The organism is Natranaerobius trueperi, assembly GCF_002216005.1.
GTDB classification, from domain to species: Bacteria; Bacillota; Natranaerobiia; order Natranaerobiales; family Natranaerobiaceae; genus Natranaerobius_A; species Natranaerobius_A trueperi.
Genome location: NZ_NIQC01000080.1, coordinates 1 through 597, shown reverse-complemented (window position 1 = coordinate 597; position 597 = coordinate 1). Strand labels below are relative to the sequence as shown.

At 41.5% G+C, this 597-nt stretch carries 1 protein-coding gene; it reads left to right on the top strand.

Annotation, left to right across the window (positions count from 1 at the left end):
• Window positions 1–519: group II intron maturase-specific domain-containing protein (locus CDO51_RS13135; RefSeq protein ID WP_276207042.1), on the top strand; the 519-nt coding region annotated here is incomplete at its 5' end.
• Between the last annotated feature and the right edge of the window lie 78 nt (window positions 520–597).

The window sequence follows — 597 nt, the reverse complement described above, 5'->3', positions numbered from 1 at the left end:
AAACTTAAGGTAAACCGAGAAAAGAGCAAAACTGGAAGCCCACTAAAACTTAAGTTTCTTGGCTTCTCCCTCTACAAAGCTAAAGGGAAGATTGGAATCAGACCGTACCAGAAGTCCGTAAAACGGTTCAAGGACAGGGTACGGCAGATAACAAGTCGTAAACGTGGTAGGTCGACTCAGAAGATACTTAAAGAGCTTAAAACATTCACCACAGGCTGGTTAGGTTATTTTGCCATTGCAGATATGAAGAATAGAATTACCGCCCTTAACGTATGGATTAGGCGTAGAATTCGAATGTACTTGTGGAAGCAATGGAAGAAAATAAGTGCGAGGTTTAAGAACCTCAAACGACTTGGAATATCCAAAGGGAAAGCTTGGGAATGGGCAAACACTCGGAAAGGATATTGGCGGATAGCCAATAGCTGGATATTATCAAGGTCATTAACAAATGAATACCTCGCATCAGTTGGATATGATGACATATCCAAAAGATACGAGGTACTGCACTTAAATCATTGAACCGCCAAGTACCGGACGGTATGCTTGGTGGTGTGAGAGGTCGGTAGATAAATTAATTATCTACCTCCTACTCGATTT